Here is a 15,866-nt window from a genome sequence, read left to right as displayed (position 1 = left end):
GAGCCCCTCGAGACGCGCGGCGTGCTAGCTCTTGGGGCGGCGGGCCGCCTCGCGCTCCTTGGCCAGTTTGGCCTCGGCGCGGGCCTTGGCATGGATGGCGCGTTCCTCGACCAGCCACGCCGGTGGAGCCTGCAGCAGCGCGGTGATCTCCGCCGTCGTCAGGGCCTCGGTGATGTTGGAGCGGTTTAGCCCGCCGATGGAGATGTTCAGCTTCTGGGCGATGACCTGGCGCGGGTGTGGCCCGTTGCGGCGGAGTTCGGCCAGCCACTCCGGCGGGTTTTCCTGCAAGGTCTTGAAATCCTCCCGACTCAGCGCATTCTCTTGGAACTCCGCGGGGGCGGCGGGCAGGTGGATGCCCAGTTTCTTGGCCGCGGTGGCGGACTTCATGGCTTGGGGGGACGGTTCAATACTCATAGGTCAAGGGTACCGGTGGCGGCACAGTATCTTGGGGGAAAACCGTGCGTTAGGGTAAACAGGTGCCAGAACCCCGTGAACTTACCGTGACCTATGTCCCTGGCGTGACCCCCGGAAAGTGGATCCACCGCTGGGAGGAGCGGATGCGCCAGGTTCCCCTGATCGCGCATCCCGTTTCTGAGGCCCGCCAGCTCGACGCCGTGCGCGCCGGGGAGGCCGACCTGGCGTTTGTGCGGCTGCCGGTGGAGCCGGCCGGGCTCAACGTCATCCCGCTGTACACCGAGCTGTCGGTGGTGGTGGCGCCCAAGGACCATCCCATTGCCGCGTTTGAGGAACTCCCCGTCGAGGAACTGGCCGACGAATACCTGCTGGCGGACCCGGACGACTATCCCGCGTGGCGGGACATTTCCAGCGAAATCATTGCGGGGACCCGCAAGCCGCTGCCGCCCATGGGCTCCGTGGAGGAAGCCCTTGACCTGGTGGAGGCCGGCCTGGGGATCTTGATCCTGCCCATGTCCGTGGCCCGCCATTTCAATCGCAAGGCGCTGCGGGCCCGGGTCGTCACCGGCATCCCGGACTCCGCCATCGGCCTGGCCTGGCTGCGCTCCGACACCCCCCTGCCCGACGATTTTGACACCGTCATTGAGGAATTCATCGGGGTGGTGCGCGGGCGCAGCGCGAACAGCTCCCGGCAGCCGTCCGTCCAGGCCAAGCAGGACGCTGCCCCGAAGAAGGGAGCGAAGGGCGGAGCCGGCGGCAAGGGGGCGAAAGGCGCCGCGTCCTCACGCGCCGGCGGTGCCAAGACCAAGGGCGGCACCAACCTTCGCGGCGGCGGCCGGCCCGGCGGAAAGGCCCGCAGCCAGCGCCGCGGCCGCTGAAGCCGGCCCCCACGCCGTTCGCGGGGACGCCCAGCCCGGTGTAGGCGCTCAGCCCGGTGTGGGGGCGCCCTTTTCGACGGCGTCGGGTTCGCCGATGTCGGTCGATGCGAGCCCGTCCCGTGCCTGGGTCGTCGCTTCCGTCATGTCGACCAGGAAGCGCCGAACAAGGTCGAGCTCGTCGGGCGTGTAGCGTTGGAGGGCCGCGGTCAGCTGCGCGGCCAGCGGGAAGAACAGGGTCCGGCCCACCGTGCGGGCATGCTCGGTCATGGCCAGCTGAACTTGGCGGCGGTCCGTCTCGCTCCTCTTGCGGATGACGTGGCCGGAGCGCTCCAGGCGGTCGACCAGGGCGGTGGTGGCCGGCGAACTGAGGTTGAGGGCCTCGCCGAGCTTTCCGGGCGTCATCGCTCCCGTGGCCGCGTCGGGACGAATCAGGAAGCCCAGGGCGTTCAGGTCCGTGCGGTGGAAACCGTGCAGGGACGCGGCCCGCTCCACGTAACGGTCCGACTCAAGTGAGTACTCCCGCATGACTTCCAGGAGCGGACCATAGGGATTCTGTGTTCTCATGACATCCATCTTCCGCCAAATAACCGCGTGATGGATCCAATTTTATCTCACTTGACGATTATCTCCATGATGGAAGTAATATGGGGGCATGGACATCAAGGACCGGGCGCCAAAACGCTGGCTGAGGTTGGCGCTGCCGGCCGTATTGATCGTTGTGTGGCTCATGGTGGCCGGGCTTGGCGGGCCCACCTTCGGAAAAATCTCCGGCGTCTCCAGCAATGACCAGGCGAGCTTTCTTCCGGCCAGCGCCGAGTCCACTGCGGTGCGCGACTGGCAGCTGAAGTTCGTGGACACCAACAGCATCCCGGCCGTGGTGCTGCTGACCTCGACCCAGCCGATCAGCGATCGGCAGCTGGGTGAACTGGCCGCCCTAGCCCCGACGTTGGGCGCGGTCCCGGGCGTCCAGCCGCCGTCACCCCCCGCCACAACGGCCATCGCCGGGCCCATTCCATCCCCGGACAAGCTGGCCGTGGAGTTCCTGGTGCCGATTTCCGACACGGGGAAATTGAACACCGTGGTGGCGGCGCTGCGCGAGGCGGTGGCAGCCAATATACCGGCGCGCATGACCTCCTATGTGACCGGGCCGGCCGGCCTGACGGCGGACCTGGTCGGTGCGTTCGCGGGCATCGACGGCGTGTTGCTCCTGGTCGCACTGACTGCCGTGTTCGTGATCCTGCTCGTGGTCTACAGATCCGTGGTGCTGCCCATCATGGTGCTGCTGACGGCCGTCGTGGCCCTGTGCGCCTCCATCCTGGTGATCTACAATATGGCCAGCTGGGGCTGGATCAAGCTCAGCGGCCAGAGCCAGGGCATCCTGTCCATTCTGGTGATTGGCGCGGCCACCGACTACTCCCTGTTGCTGGTGGCCCGCTTCCGGGAGGCCCTGCACCAGGTGGCCTCGAGCTGGGCGGCCATGGCCCTGGCCCTGCGGGGTGCCTGGGAGCCGATCGTGGCCTCGGGCACCACGGTCATCATCGCCTTGTTGTGCCTGCTGTTCTCCGACCTCAACTCAAACCGCAGCCTGGGCCCGATCGCCACGATCGGCATCTTCTTCTCCATCCTGGCCGCGCTGACGGCACTGCCCGCCTTCCTGGTCGCCTTTGGCCGGACGGCGTTTTGGCCCTTCCGCCCCCGGCTCGGGCCGTCCCCGGCGGGCCGGCACGCGGCTTCCGGCGGCGCCGGGATGGAAGGCGGTGCCCGGGTGGAAGCCGGGGTGGAAGCCGGCCCCGAGGCCGGGCTGGCCGGGATCGGCGGCCTCTGGCGACGGGTCGGCCTGGTGATCTCCCGTCGGCCCCGCCTCACCTGGGTCGCCACCCTGGTGCTGCTGCTGGCGGCCAGCGCCGGCGTGCTGCAATTGCAGGCCAACGGCGTCCCGCAGACCGACGTCATCCTGTCCCAAAGCGACGCCGTGGATGGGCAAAGGGCGCTGGGGCGCCACTTTGACGCCGGCAGCGGCAGCCCGGTGGTGATCATCGCCGGGGCGGCCCAACAGGCACAGGTGCTCGCCGCCGTCGAGCACGAAGAGCGGGTGGCCGCGGCGAGCATCTACGCCGGCCCCGGGCGTCCTGTCCCCGGCGCCGCACCGGTGGTGAGGGACGGCCGGGTCATGATCAACGCGACGCTGGCGGACCAGGCCGATTCCGCCGCGGCCGAGGACGTGGTGCTCAACTTGCGGGCATCGCTGCCGGCGGTTGATTCGACCGTCCTGGTGGGCGGGGTGAGCGCGACGGCGCTCGATACCAACGTCACGGCCCAAAGGGACCTGGTAAAGATTGTGCCCCTGGTCCTGGCCGTGATCCTGCTGGTGCTGATGCTGTTGCTTCGCTCCATTGTGGCGCCGCTGGTGCTCATCGGCTCGGTGGTGCTCTCCTATGCCGCGGCCATGGGCGTCTCGGCGCTGGTGTTCAACCACGTCTTTGGCTTCCCGGGCGCCGACGCGTCCGTGCCGCTCTTCGGGTTTGTCTTCCTGGTGGCGCTGGGCGTGGACTACAACATCTTCCTGATGACCCGCGTGCGCGAGGAGGCGCGGGAGATGGGCACGCGAGCCGGGGTGCTGCGCGGGCTGGGCATGACCGGCTCCGTGATCACCTCCGCGGGCATCGTCCTGGCGGCGACGTTTGCGGCACTGGGGGTCATTCCGCTGTTGTTCCTGGCGCAGTTGGCGTTCATCGTCGCGTTTGGCGTGCTGCTGGACACCGTGATTGTCCGGTCCCTGCTGGTGCCGGCGCTGGTGTATGACATCGGCCGGCACGTGTGGTGGCCGTCCGCCCTCGGCCATCGGAAGTAGCCCGCAATAGATGTCGGAAAAGGGCGAAAATTCGCCCTTTTCCGACATCTATTGCGGGTCAGATGCGGGCCGGGGAGGGCGGCGGGCACGTCAGGTATCGGAAGTGTCTCGATTGCGTGCCGGGCCCGGAAAACGGTTGACACACCCCTCGTGTCATGTCATATTTTACTGACATGGCGCCGTGTGACCCACCCGACAATGTGGCGGTCAGGGTTGCCGCGGCGCCTTCGAAACGGCGGTGTCACGTCAAAGGAGATGCAGACAGTGAAACTTCGAATTCCCAAGGTCCTGGCGGTTGGAGCGGTCGCGGCGGCAATGCTGGCCACCACCGGCTGCGGCGGCATTCTCGGCAGTAGCGGTGACAAGACCTCCGACAGCGGCCCCATCAAGATCGCCGCCGTCATCCCCATGTCCGGCTCCAGCGCCCCCACCGGCGTGTACATGAAGAACGGCATGCAAATGGCCGTCGATGAGATCAACGCCAAGGGCGGCGTGCTGGGCCGCCAGCTGTCCCTGGACCTCGAGGACGGTGCCTGTGATCCGACCCAGGCCGCAGCCGCCGCGAACAAGGCAGTCTCCAACGGCGCCGTGATTTCCGTGGGCGGCTACTGCTCCGGGGCCACCTTGCCCACGCTGCCGATCTTCGCCAAGGCCGACATCCCCATGATCATTCCGGCCGCCAACTCGCAGGAACTGGTCAACCAAAAACTGCCCAGCGTGTTCCTGATCAACGGCACCGGCACGCAGCAGGCCGCGGCGGCCGTGAAGTTCATGGTCAAGGACGGCGTGAAGAGCGTCGCCCTGGTGGATGACAACACCAGCTACTCCAAGGACATTGCCACCGAGACCAAGAAGGACCTGGAGGCCGACGGCGGCGTGAAGGTTGCGCTGGCCACCTCCATCACCGCGGGGGAGAGCGACTACTCCTCGGCCGTGCATGACATCATGGGCGCCAACCCGGACATGCTGTACTGGACCGGCTACTACCAGGAGGGCGGGTTGATCATCAACCAGCTCAAGGCGGCCGGCTACAAGGGCAAGATCATGGTGGCCGACGGCAGCGTTGACCCGTCGCTGGTGAAGATCGCCGGCGCGGCCGGCGCCGAGGGCGTCTTTGCCACGATGACCCAGACCCCGGACACCATCAAGGGTGCCGAGTCCTGGATTGCCGACTACACCAAGAAGTTCGGTGCCGCCCCCGGCCCGTACTCCACCCAGTCCTACGACGCGGTCCGTGTGGCCGCCGAGGCCATGACGGCGGCCAAGGGCACCGACGGGGCCGCCGTGATCAAGGCACTGGAGGGCATCAACGGCTTCCAGATCTTCTCCGGCCCGCTGAAGTTCACCGCGGAGCACACGCTAAGCAGCGGCGGGTTCCAGATCCTGGTGGTCAAGGACGGAAAGTTCGCCCTCCACGACGCACTGAGCTAAGTGGCACCAACCGGTGGGTGCCCGCCACGGGCACCCACCGGTTGCACCGTCCTTCAACGGCAACGACTCTTCCGGTCAAGGCAGGAAAAGCATGACACAGCTCATTTGGAACGGCCTGTTTGTCGGGTCCTTTTACGCACTCATCGCCCTGGGCTATTCCATGGTCTACGGCATCATCAAACTCCTGAACTTTGCCCACGGCGACATCTACATGCTCGGCGCCTTCATCGGGTTCGCGACGCTGAGCTCGGTGGGCGTCATCCCGGCATCCATGTCCATCACGGCTCTGCTGATCGTGCTGCTGCTGACCATGATCATCACCGGCGGGATGGGGGTGGGCATTGAACGGCTCGCCTACCGGCCACTGCGGAACTCGCCGCGGCTCGCCGTCCTGATCACCGCCGTCGGCGCCTCCTTCACCCTGGAATACGGGGTCAGCGCCGTCGCCGGCCCCAACCCCAAGGTGTTCCCGGTCCGGCTCCAGGGCGAGACCTTTGACGTCCTCGGCGCCCGCATCTCCGCCCCGCAAATTGTCCTGATGGTCATCGCCGTGCTGCTGATGCTCGGCCTGAACTCCTACATCCAGCGAACCTCGATGGGCCGGGCCATGCGCGCCATCGCCCTGGACCCCAAGGGCTCGCTGCTGATGGGCATCAACGTCAACAAGGTCATCACCTGGACCTTCTTCATCGGCTCCGCGCTCGCCGGCGCCGCCGGCGTCATGGCCGGGGCGTACTACGGCAAGATCGACTTCCTCATGGGCTTCATCATCGGCCTGAAGGCATTCACCGCCGCCGTCATCGGCGGCATCGGCAACATCAAGGGGGCCATGCTCGGGGGCCTCTTGCTGGGCCTGTTGGAGGCCTTCGGCTCGCAATGGCTCGGCGGCCAGTGGCGCGACGTCTTCACCTTCGCCGTCCTCATCGCCTTCCTGACCCTCAAACCCACCGGCCTGCTGGGCGAACGCGTGACGGAGCGTGTCTAGATGAGTGAGAATGTCGACACCACCCGCGCCCCGCGCCTGATCGGCAAGCCCGCCAGCCGCGTTTCCCGGCTCTTTGAAAGCAGGCAGCTGGGCTGGCTGGCATTCGCGGTCGCCGTCCTGTTCCCGTTCCTGCTGGCCACAAACTACGCCATGAGCATCGCCACCACGGCCGTCATCTTCATCCTGCTCGCCTCCGGGCTGAACATCGTGGTGGGCTACTGCGGCCTGCTGGATCTGGGCTACATCGCCTTCATGGCCGTGGGCGCCTATACCTCGGGAATCGTGGCCAGGGCGTGGGATCTGCCCATCCTGTTCACCATCCCGGCCGTGCTCCTGATGTGCATCCTGGCCGGGCTGATCATCGGCGCCCCCACCCTGCGCCTGCGCAGCGACTACCTGGCCATCGTCACGCTCGGCTTTGGCGAAATCATCCGCCTGACGGCCAACAACCTGGCCATCACCGGCGGCCCGTCCGGGATCTACGGCATCCCCGGGATCGAGCTGTTCGGCCTGGATCTCACCGGACCGGTCCCCTTCTACTACTTCTGCGTGCTGGTGGTGGCCCTGCTGGTGCTCGGCTCCGCCCGGCTGGGCAAGTCACGGCTGGGGCGTGCCTGGCGGTTCGTGCGCGAGGACGAGGACGCCGCCGAGGCCATGGGCATCCACACCTACAAGGTCAAGCTCGCCGCGTACATCTTCGGGGCCATGTGGGGCGGGCTCGGCGGCATGCTCTTTGCCGCGCACCTCTCCGCCATCTCCCCGCAAAGCTTCGTGTTCCTGCAGTCCGCGCTGGTCCTGATGGCGGTGGTGCTCGGCGGCATGGGCAATACCCGCGGCGTGGTGGTGGGCGCCGTCATCATTTCCTTGCTGCCGGAATTCCTGCGCGACATGGGCAATCTGCGCTACGTCATCTTCGGCGTCGTGCTGGTGGCCGTCATGGTGCTCCGGCCCCAGGGTTTCTGGCCGACGCGCGCCTACGAACCTGAGCAGCCTGACACCGGCCAGCCCGGCCAGTCCGGGCGGAAACCGGCGGAGCCGGCCATCGGGAAGGGGGACGGCGCATGAGCCCGTTGCTGGAAGTGAATGATCTGCAAATCGCCTTTGGCGGCGTCAAGGCCGTCAACGGGCTCTCCTTTACCGCCGACGCCGGGGAGATCGTCTCGGTGATCGGCCCGAACGGCGCCGGGAAGACCAGCGCGTTCAACTGCATCACCGGATTTTACAAACCGGTGAGCGGATCGGTGGTGGTGGACGGAGTGGACATCACGGGCAAGCGCCCGGCCGTCATTGCCGCGACCGGGGTGACGCGCACCTTCCAAAACCTGCGCCTGTTCCCGGACTTGACCGTACTGGACAACGTCCGCGGCGGCATGCACCTCTACGGCGGCCAGAATTTCGCCGATGCCCTGTTCCACACCCCCCGGTACCGGAAAAGCGAGGCGTACTACACCGCCGAGGCGCACCGCTGGCTGGACTTTGTCGGCTACAAGGGCGGGCGCGGCATCCCCGTGCGCAACCTCGCCTACGGCCAGCAGCGCCAGGTGGAAATGGCCCGGGCCATGGCGCGCAAGGCCAAGCTCGTGCTCCTGGACGAGCCCGGCGCGGGGCTGAACCACTCGGAAAAACGCGAGCTCCTGCAACTGTGCCGCAAGATCCGGGACCTGGGCGCCGCCGTCGTGCTCATTGAACACGACATGAGCGTGGTCATGGAGGTCAGCGAGCGGGTGGTGGTGATGAACTTCGGCAAGGAGATCGCGGACGGAACCCCGGACCAGGTGAAGTCCAACCCCGCCGTCATCGAGGCGTACCTGGGCAAGGCGGACGACGCCCCGCCGCCACGGCGCACCGCCACCTGGGTGCACGACGCCGAAGCCGCGGCCAACGCCGCCGCCGATTCGCCCTCACACGGCCCCGCCCACGAGGAAGGTGACTCCTGATGGCCATGCTCGAATTTGAGAATGTGGAAGTCTTCTACGGCAAGATCCAGGCGTTGCGCGGCATCAACGTCCGGGTCGAGGAGGGTGAGATCGTCTCCCTGCTGGGCAACAACGGCGCCGGCAAGACCACCACGCTGTCCGCAGCGTCGGCCATCGTCAAGTCGCACGCGGGCAGGATCAGCTTTGCCGGGACGGACATCACCCGAGCCAAACCGTGGGAGGTGGTGGGCTCCGGGCTCATTCACGTCCCGGAGGGGCGGCGGATTTTCTCCACCCTGTCCGTGTTGGAAAACCTGCAGCTGGGTGGGTACCTGGTCAAGGACCGGGCCGCCGTGGCGAAGCGGCTCAAGGACGTCTTTGACCTGCTGCCGCTGCTCGCCGAACGGCGCGGCCAGCAGGGCGGCACGCTCTCCGGCGGCGAGCAGCAGATGCTCGCGATCGGCCGGGCGCTCATTGCCGGTCCCCGGATGCTCATGCTCGATGAGCCCTCCATGGGGCTGGCGCCGCTGATCGTCGCCCAGGTCATGGAGGTCATCAGGGAGGTCAACGCCCAAGGCACCACCGTGCTGCTGGTGGAGCAAAACGCCCGCGCGGCCCTGAAGATCACCAGCCGCGGCTACGTCCTGGAAAATGGCGTGACCACTATGACCGGCACGGGCGAGGAACTGATGGCGGATTCGCGCATCGTGGAGGCGTACCTGGGCGCATAGGTGGCGTTTCCCGGGGCCGCGGGTATGGTTTCGACAAGTGGTTCGGCAGGCGGTTCGGCAGGCGGTTCGGCACTCGGAAAGGATGCGGCCATGAAAGCGGCAGCTTGGGAAATTCAAACCACGGACTACCACACGGCGGGGGAGCCCTTCCGGATCGTGCCCTCGCCGCCCTTTACCATCCCGGGCGAGACCGTCTTGGAACGGCGCGAGAACGCGATGCTCGGGGACGCCAACAAACTGCGCCGGCTGCTGGTCAACGAGCCCCGCGGCCACGCGGACATGTACGGCGGATTCATCGTCCCGCCCAACGACTCCGGCGCCCACTTTGGCGTGTTGTTTTGGCACAAGGACGGGTTTTCCACCGCCTGCGGCCACGGCACCATCGCGCTGGGCACGTGGGCCGTGCGCAGCGGCCTGGTCCGGGCCCCGGACGACGGCGACACCGAGGTGGTCATCGACGTCCCGTCCGGGCGCGTCACGGCCCGGGTGTCCATGTCGGCCGGCCACGTGGAAAAGGTCACCTTCCAAAACGTGCCCTCCTACGTGGTGGAACGGGACATCGAAGTGAAAACCGCGGACTTCGGCCGGCTCCGCGTGGACGTGCTGTGGGGCGGGGCCCTGTACGCGTCGCTGCCAGCGCAGGCGGCCGGACTGGACGTCACGCCGTCGAACCTCCACAAGCTCATCACCGCCGGCCGGCAGGTCAAGGCCGCGCTGGCCAACCACCCCGCCGCCCACCACCCCACCGACACCCGCCTGGACGGGATGTACGGCACCATTTTCCATGAGCCCGTGGGGCCGGACAGCGGGCTGGTCCTGACCGGGGCCCTGGCCCAGCGCAACGTCACCATCTTCGCCGACGGCCAGGTGGACCGATCGCCCTGCGGCTCCGGGACGGCGGCGCGCGTGGCGGCGCTGGCCGATTCCGGCGAGCTGGCCGACGGCGACGTGCTGGACCACTTTTCCATCATCGACTCGCACTTCACCGCGCAGGTGGTGGACCATTCCGGGGAGGTCTCCGACGGCGGCGTGACCGGGGGCGTGGTGGTGGAGGTGACCGGGCGGGCGTTTCCGGTCGGGGAGGGAAAGTTCACCCTGGAGGCCGACGACGAACTGGGGCTCGGGTTCGTGCTGCGATAAAAAAACCCTAGTGGAATGTGACATTGTACTGCTATGGTGAGGTCAGTCACGTTATCTATGCATTGGCAAAGGAGCACCTCATGACCACCCGTACCCAGCCCTGGCAGGGCATCCACGTCGCCACCGCGCTGCCATTCAACAACGACGGCAGCGTGGACTACGCCTCCTACGCCGACCACGTGGCCTGGCTGGCGGCCAACGGGTGCGACGGCGTGTGCCCCAACGGCTCCCTCGGCGAATACCAGACCTTGACCCCGGAAGAACGCGCCAGGGTGGTGGAGACCGCCGTGGCGGCCGCGCCCGAGGGCTTCACCGTCATGCCCGGCGTGGCGGCCTATGGCGCGGACGAGTCCCGGCGCTGGGCCGAGCAGGCCCGCGATGCCGGGGCCGCCTCCGTGCTGGCGCTGCCGCCGAACACCTTCAAGGCCGACGACGACACCGTGGTCGCGCACTACAAGGAGGTGGCCAAGGCCGGGCTGCCCGTGGTGGCCTACAACAACCCGTACGACACCAAGGTGGACCTGACGCCGGCGCTGCTGGCCCGCCTCCACGGCGAGGGCCTGATCGCGGCCGTGAAGGAATTCACCGGGGACGTGCGCCGCGCCTATGAGATCGCCGAGCTGGCGCCGGAGCTGGACCTGCTGGTCGGCTCCGACGACGTGCTGCTGGAACTGGGCCTGGCCGGAGCGGTGGGCTGGATTGCCGGCTACCCCAACGCCATCCCGCAAAGCACCGTCGAACTGTACAAGCTGGCCACGAGCGGGGTGGCCGAGGACATCGTGCGGGCCCTGCCGATGTACCGTGACCTGCACTCGCTGCTGCGCTGGGACTCCAAGACCGAGTTTGTGCAGTCCATCAAGCTGTCCATGGACATCGCCGGGCGCAAGGGCGGCGCCTGCCGCCAGCCGCGCGGACCGCTGCCCGCCGGGCTGGTTGCCCGCATCACCGCCGACACCGAGGCCGTGCTGGCCAAGGGCTACAAGTAAAGGACAGCCCATGCGCTCCAAGCGGGTCTTCCACGCCGTGGACTCCCACACCGAGGGGATGCCCACCCGGGTCATCACCGGCGGCGTGGGCGTCATCCCCGGCGCCACGATGGCCGAACGCCGCCAATGGTTCATGGAAAACAGCGACGACGTCCGCACCCTGTTGATGTACGAACCGCGCGGGCACGCGTCCATGAGCGGAGCCATCCTCCAGCCGCCCACCCGGCCCGACGCCGACTACGGGGTGCTGTTCATCGAGGTCTCGGGCCTGTTGCCCATGTGCGGGCACGGCACCATCGGGGTGGCCACCGTGCTGGTGGAAACCGGCATGGTGCCCGTGGTGGAACCGGTCACCACCATCCGGCTGGACACCCCGGCCGGGCTGGTCGTCGCCGAGGTCGCGGTGCACGACGGTGCCGCCAAGTCCGTGACCATCCGCAATGTGCCCTCCTTTGCCCTGGCCCTGGACGCGGCCGTCACGGTCGAGGGCTTTGGCGAGGTCCGCTACGACATGGCGTTTGGCGGCAACTTCTACGCCGTCGTGGACCTCGACTCGCTGGGCCTGCCGTTTGAGCGGGCGGCAAAAAACGAGCTGCTGGACGCCGGGCTGAAAATCATGGATGCCATCAACGCCCACAACCCGCCCGTCCACCCGGAGCGGGCGGACATCACCGGCTGCCACCACGTGTACCTGGCGGCGCCCGGCTCCACCGCGGCGTATTCCCGCCACGCCATGGCCATCTACCCGGGCTGGTTTGACCGGTCCCCGTGCGGCACCGGCACCAGCGCCCGCATGGCGGCGCTGCACGCCCGCGGCGAACTGGCCCTAAACACGGACTTCGTGAACGAATCGTTCATCGGCACCACGTTCACCGGCCGGCTGGTGGCGGAGACCACCGTGGGCGGGCTGCCCGCCGTCGTGCCCACCATCACCGGGCGGGCCTGGATCACCGGCACGGCCCAGTACCACCTGGATCCGGAGGACCCCTTCCCGGCCGGGTTCCTGCTGTGAAAAACCCGGCGCTCGTGCTCACCGGGGAGGAGACCGCCATGCTCGAGGGCGGGCGCGGCGCCGGAACGGCCATGGCCATGCGCATGGTGACCGCTCTGGCGCGCGTGCTGGGCGCCGAGCGGCTCATCCCAATCACCGGCGCCCACATCGACGGGTGCCTCTATCACGGGCAGGCCGGCCTCGACTTCGCCCAAAAGCTGGTCGAGCAGGGCGCCGCCGTGGCCGTGCCCACCACGCTCAACACCAGCTCGCTGGACCTCATGCACCCCGGCCTGGTGCGCCTGCCGCCGGAGGACGCCGGACCGGCCCATGCCCTGATGGACGCCTACCGGGCCCTCGGCGCCCGCCCCACCTGGACGTGCGCGCCGTACCAAACCACCGAACGGCCCGCGCTCGGGGAGGACATCGCCTGGGCGGAGTCCAACGCCATCGTCTTTGCCAACTCGGTGCTGGGCGCGCGCACCGAACGCTACGGCGACTTCATCGACATTTGCGCGGCCATCACCGGCCGCGTCCCGCGCGCCGGCCTGCACGTGCCCGAGCACCGCGTGCCCACGCTCGAGCTCGACTGCTCGTCCCTGTCCGCCGGCATGCTGGCGGCGGAGGCCGTCTGGGCCGCCCTGGGAGACGTGGTCGGGCGGCGCTCCGGCTCCGGCATCCCGCTGCTGACCGGCATCGACCCCCTGCTGGTCGATGAGGACAAGCTCAAGGCGCTCGGGGCCACCGCGGCGTCCTCCGGCGCGGTGGCCCTGTTCCACGTGGCCGGCGTGACCCCCGAGGCGCTCGCCGCCGGTTCCTGGCCGGGACGCCCTTGCCTTGCCGTCACCGCCGAGATGGTGCGCGCAGCCCGTGATGAACTCTCGACGGCGGCTCCCGACGCGCCGCTGGACGCCGTCGCCCTGGGCACCCCGCACTTTTCCGTGCGCGAGTTTGAAAAGCTGGCCCTGGCGTTGGCCTCCCGCCCGGCCTTCCATCCCGGCTGCACGGTGTGGATCAGCACCTCCCGCGAGGTGCTGGCACAGGCCCGCGCGGCCGGGCTGGTGCAGCCGGCCGAGGACCGGGGCGCCAGGATCGTGGTGGACACGTGCACGTACATCACCCCGATCCTGGGGCCCGCCGAGCGGACCGTCATGACGCCGTCGGGCAAGTGGGCCTGGTATGCGCCCATGAACATCGGCGTGGACGTGGTGTTCGGCACGCTGGCCGAATGCCTGGATTCGGCCTGCGCCGGTAGGCTGGTGCGCGATGACAATCAGTGGAGTTGAGTGGACGTGCGCCGGGACCACACTGTGCGCCGGGCAGGGGAGCGGGGACTTGCTGGTCCTGGCGGAACCGCTGTCGTTTTGGGGCGGCACGGACCGCCGCACGGGCGTGATCATTGACGCCCGCCACCCGCAGCACGGCACGTCGCTGGCCGGGCGGGTCCTGATGATGGATGCCTCGCGCGGTTCCAGCTCCTCCTCCTCGGTGCTGGCCGAGCAGCTGCGCGCCGGCGTGGGGCCGGCCGCCATCCTGCTCACCGCCCGCGACGCCATCCTCGCACTGGGCGCGCTGGCCGCCGCCGAGCTTTACGGAATACAGGTGCCGGTCGTGCTGCTCGACGCCGGTGAAGCCGCCGGGCTGGCGGCCGCGGCCCGGGCCTGCGCGGCCGGCGGTGCACGGGTGTCGGTGACCGCCGCCGCGGACGGGCGTGCCGGCGTCGAACTTTTCCCACCCGGAACCCAACAACCCACCAAAGGACCAGCATGACTTTGCCGTACATCGACGCCACTGACCTGGCCGCGCTGATGTCCCCGGCCGCCGCCGTCGCCGCCCTCGAAGACGCCCTGCGCGGCGGGCAGGATCCGGAACTGGACCCGCCCCGGCTGTTCAGCCCGCTGCGCGCCGGGGAGTTCTTGCTCATGGCCGCCGAATCCGCCAGGTATGCCGGGGTCAAGGTGGCCACGGTGGCCCCGGGCAATCCCGCCCAGGGGCATCCGAAGATCCAGGGCACATACCTGCTGCTCGACGGGGAATTCCTCACCCCGCTGGCCGCACTGGACGGCGCCGAGCTGACCTTGATCCGCACCCCCGCCGTCACCACCATGGCCATCAAGCACCTGCTGGCGCTGCGCGGATCGGCCCGGGCCGGGACGGTGGTGGTGTTCGGGACCTCGCTGCAGGYGGACCGGCACATTGAAGCGCTGCACGCGGTCTGCGGGATCGACGGGCTCGTCGTCGTCGGACGGCGAGCGGAGGCCGCCGCGGCGCTGGCCGACAAATGGGCCGCGCGGGGCCTGCCGGCCACGTCCGGTTCCGCCGCGGACGTCTCGGACGCCGACGTCGTGGTGTGCGCAACGTCCTCCGCCGTGCCCGTCTTTGACGGCGGGCTGGTTCGGGACGGCGCCGTGGTGGCCGCGATCGGCTCCCACGGGCTGGATGCGCGCGAGATCGACCAGACCCTGGCGCTGCGGGCCGAGGTGGTGGTCGAGGGGCGCGGCTCGGCGCTGCGCGAGGCCGGCGACCTGATCCCGGCCCGCTCCGCCCAGGACTGGGCCGAACGGGGACTCGCCACGCTGGCGGAGCTGGTTTCCGGCCGCTTCGCCCCGGCGCCCGGCAGGCCGCTGTTGTACACGGGGGTGGGGATGTCGTGGGAGGACATCGTGGTGGCCGGGCGGGCTTTTGAACTTTTCATCGCGGCCCGGGCGTCGGTCGACTAAAATGTCATATTGTAGTGGAACGAGTGTTCCGCTTCCGGGAATGGAGGGGCCATGAGCTCGCTGGGAACATCTCATCTGACCATGGTCAAAAAGAACGTCAGCCTGCGGGAAACGGTGACCCAGGCCCTGCGCGCGGCCGTCATCTCCGGAGAGATGAAGCCCGGCGAGGTGTACTCCGCCCCCACCCTGGGCAAGCGCTTTGGCGTCTCACCCACCCCCGTCCGCGAGGCCATGCTGGATTTGGCCAAGGAAGGCCTGGTGGTTTCGCTGCCCAACAAGGGCTTCCGCGTCACGGAGGTCTCCGACGAGGACCTGGACGAGATCACGGCCCTGCGCCTGCTCATCGAGCCGCCCACGGTGCGGGCCGTGACGCCGCTCATTGACGCTGCCGGCCTGGCGCGGCTGCGCGAGATGGCCGGGGCCATCGTGGACTTTGCCGGCGAGGGGGACCTCATCGCGTACACGGAGGCCGACCGCCAGTTCCACATCGCCGTCCTGGAATACAGCGGCAACAAGCGGCTCGTGGCGCTGATCTCCGAATTGCGGGCCCACACCCGGCTGCTGGGGCTGGCCCCGCTGGCCGCCACGGGCAAGCTCCGGGAGATGTCGCACGAACACGTGGAACTGGTGGACCTGATGGCCGCCGGGAAGGCCGCCGAGGCGCAGGAGCTGATGACCCGGCACATTGGCCACGTCCGCGACGAATGGGCCCGGCACTAGCGCTGCCGGCCCGCATGAGCGCTGCCCGCCCCCGCAAACGCTGTTGCCCAACAGCGGCAGAGCGGGTTGGCGGCGTTCGTGAAAAATGCGGACCGTTTCCCCT

The 15,866-nt window shown here is 68.5% G+C and carries 16 protein-coding genes; 14 read left to right on the top strand and 2 right to left on the bottom strand.

Annotated elements, in window-relative coordinates; all coding sequences use genetic code 11:
• Positions 1-24: 24 nt before the first annotated feature.
• On the bottom strand, positions 25-387 hold the full coding sequence (locus tag AB4Y80_RS05715; protein WP_442212589.1) for a DUF5997 family protein: 363 nt from the start codon (positions 385-387) through the stop codon (positions 25-27).
• 113 nt (positions 388-500) lie between these two features.
• Here AB4Y80_RS05715 and AB4Y80_RS05710 point away from each other — a divergent pair, with 113 nt between their 5' ends.
• Entirely contained in the window at positions 501-1,292 is a 792-nt protein-coding gene (locus AB4Y80_RS05710) for a substrate-binding domain-containing protein (protein ID WP_442212546.1), read from the top strand.
• 48 nt (positions 1,293-1,340) lie between these two features.
• On the opposite strand, the gene AB4Y80_RS05705 is transcribed toward AB4Y80_RS05710, so the two are convergent.
• The gene (locus tag AB4Y80_RS05705; RefSeq protein WP_442212544.1) at positions 1,341-1,856 is read right to left on the bottom strand and encodes a MarR family winged helix-turn-helix transcriptional regulator; all 516 of its coding nucleotides are present in this window, start codon (positions 1,854-1,856) and stop codon (positions 1,341-1,343) included.
• Between the two features lie 88 nt (positions 1,857-1,944).
• On the opposite strand from AB4Y80_RS05705, the gene AB4Y80_RS05700 reads away from it, so the two are divergent.
• From AB4Y80_RS05700 to AB4Y80_RS05640, 13 genes are all read left to right on the top strand, one after another.
• A complete protein-coding gene (locus tag AB4Y80_RS05700) occupies positions 1,945-4,143 on the top strand; it encodes an MMPL family transporter (protein ID WP_442212542.1) in 2,199 nt (732 codons plus the stop codon).
• A gap of 264 nt (positions 4,144-4,407) precedes the next feature.
• The gene (locus AB4Y80_RS05695; protein ID WP_442212539.1) at positions 4,408-5,574 is read left to right on the top strand and encodes a branched-chain amino acid ABC transporter substrate-binding protein; all 1,167 of its coding nucleotides are present in this window, start codon (positions 4,408-4,410) and stop codon (positions 5,572-5,574) included.
• Positions 5,575-5,665: 91 nt separating this feature from the next.
• Complete coding sequence (locus AB4Y80_RS05690) at positions 5,666-6,559, top strand: branched-chain amino acid ABC transporter permease (protein ID WP_442212536.1); 894 nt, start codon at positions 5,666-5,668, stop codon at positions 6,557-6,559.
• The gene (locus tag AB4Y80_RS05685) at positions 6,560-7,624 is read left to right on the top strand and encodes a branched-chain amino acid ABC transporter permease (protein ID WP_442212534.1); all 1,065 of its coding nucleotides are present in this window, start codon (positions 6,560-6,562) and stop codon (positions 7,622-7,624) included.
• Positions 7,621-8,496, top strand: a complete 876-nt coding sequence (locus tag AB4Y80_RS05680; RefSeq protein WP_442212532.1) for an ABC transporter ATP-binding protein — start codon at positions 7,621-7,623, stop codon at positions 8,494-8,496. The genes AB4Y80_RS05685 and AB4Y80_RS05680 overlap by 4 nt, the downstream gene beginning before the upstream one ends.
• Complete coding sequence (locus tag AB4Y80_RS05675; protein WP_442212530.1) at positions 8,496-9,206, top strand: ABC transporter ATP-binding protein; 711 nt, start codon at positions 8,496-8,498, stop codon at positions 9,204-9,206. The genes AB4Y80_RS05680 and AB4Y80_RS05675 overlap by 1 nt, the downstream gene beginning before the upstream one ends.
• A gap of 90 nt (positions 9,207-9,296) precedes the next feature.
• Complete coding sequence (locus AB4Y80_RS05670; RefSeq protein WP_442212528.1) at positions 9,297-10,346, top strand: proline racemase family protein; 1,050 nt, start codon at positions 9,297-9,299, stop codon at positions 10,344-10,346.
• Between the two features lie 80 nt (positions 10,347-10,426).
• Entirely contained in the window at positions 10,427-11,332 is a 906-nt protein-coding gene (locus AB4Y80_RS05665; RefSeq protein WP_442212525.1) for a dihydrodipicolinate synthase family protein, read from the top strand.
• Between the two features lie 10 nt (positions 11,333-11,342).
• A complete protein-coding gene (locus AB4Y80_RS05660) occupies positions 11,343-12,344 on the top strand; it encodes a proline racemase family protein (RefSeq protein WP_442212523.1) in 1,002 nt (333 codons plus the stop codon).
• Positions 12,341-13,609: an aconitase X gene (locus AB4Y80_RS05655; protein ID WP_442212521.1), complete on the top strand. Its 1,269-nt coding sequence runs from the start codon at positions 12,341-12,343 to the stop codon at positions 13,607-13,609. Before AB4Y80_RS05660 ends, AB4Y80_RS05655 begins: the two co-directional genes overlap by 4 nt.
• Positions 13,590-14,093: an aconitase X swivel domain-containing protein gene (locus AB4Y80_RS05650; RefSeq protein ID WP_442212519.1), complete on the top strand. Its 504-nt coding sequence runs from the start codon at positions 13,590-13,592 to the stop codon at positions 14,091-14,093. The genes AB4Y80_RS05655 and AB4Y80_RS05650 overlap by 20 nt, the downstream gene beginning before the upstream one ends.
• A complete protein-coding gene (locus AB4Y80_RS05645) occupies positions 14,090-15,043 on the top strand; it encodes an ornithine cyclodeaminase family protein (protein WP_442212516.1) in 954 nt (317 codons plus the stop codon). The genes AB4Y80_RS05650 and AB4Y80_RS05645 overlap by 4 nt, the downstream gene beginning before the upstream one ends.
• Before the next feature lie 51 nt (positions 15,044-15,094).
• On the top strand, positions 15,095-15,763 hold the full coding sequence (locus AB4Y80_RS05640) for a GntR family transcriptional regulator (protein WP_442212514.1): 669 nt from the start codon (positions 15,095-15,097) through the stop codon (positions 15,761-15,763).
• The last annotated feature ends 103 nt before the right edge of the window (positions 15,764-15,866 follow it).

The organism is Specibacter sp. RAF43 (assembly GCF_052114065.1).
In the GTDB taxonomy this organism is placed as follows: Bacteria; Actinomycetota; Actinomycetes; order Actinomycetales; family Micrococcaceae; genus Specibacter.
This window is presented reverse-complemented; position numbering and strand designations above follow the sequence as displayed.